Genomic DNA, 696 nt, shown 5'->3' with positions numbered 1-696 from the left:
ATCACCGACCGGGAGACGGGGAGGTCYCGCGGCTTCGGCTTCGTTACCTTCTCCTCCGAGAACTCCATGCTCGACGCTATCGAGAACATGAACGGCAAGGAGCTCGACGGCCGTAACATCACCGTTAACCAGGCCCAGTCCCGTGGCGGTGGCGGTGGCGGCGGTGGCTACGGCGGCGGTCGCGGCGGCGGCGGCTATGGTGGCGGGCGCCGTGACGGCGGTTATGGCGGCGGTGGCGGCTACGGCGGTCGGCGCGAGGGTGGTGGCGGCGGCTACGGAGGCGGTGGCGGCTACGGCGGTCGGCGCGAGGGKGGTGGTGGCGGCTACGGCGGCGGCGGCGGCGGCTGGAGGGACTGATGTGTGGGCCCATCCTGGCTTCGGCCGAGTTATCTTATCTATCTATAGTATCGTGTTACCGTTCGCTTCTGTCACCGTGTTAGTGTCCGTTCTACCTTTGGATTAGGTGTTGGTACCCCTGTTGTTCCCTTTGGTTGCTCCCGCTATGAAACGAGACGAGAGAAGAATGAGCAAGGTTTTTGTTCGCAGCTATTTTTGTCCAATGATATTGATATGTTGTTCCCCGGTACCCCTGTTGTTCCCTTTGGTTGCTCCCGCTATGAAACGAGACGAGAGAAGAATGAGCAAGGTTTTTGTTCGCAGCTATTTTTGTCCAATGATATTGATATGTTGTTCCCC

At 59.7% G+C, this 696-nt stretch carries 1 protein-coding gene; it reads left to right on the top strand.

Annotated elements, in window-relative coordinates; all coding sequences use genetic code 11:
• On the top strand, positions 1–357 hold a 357-nt coding region (locus tag FWJ25_RS20610; protein ID WP_149601862.1), incomplete at its 5' end, for an RNA-binding protein.
• Between the last annotated feature and the right edge of the window lie 339 nt (positions 358–696).

Source organism: Marinobacter salinexigens (genome assembly GCF_008370345.1).
In the GTDB taxonomy this organism is placed as follows: domain Bacteria; phylum Pseudomonadota; class Gammaproteobacteria; order Pseudomonadales; family Oleiphilaceae; genus Marinobacter; species Marinobacter salinexigens.
This window is presented reverse-complemented; position numbering and strand designations above follow the sequence as displayed.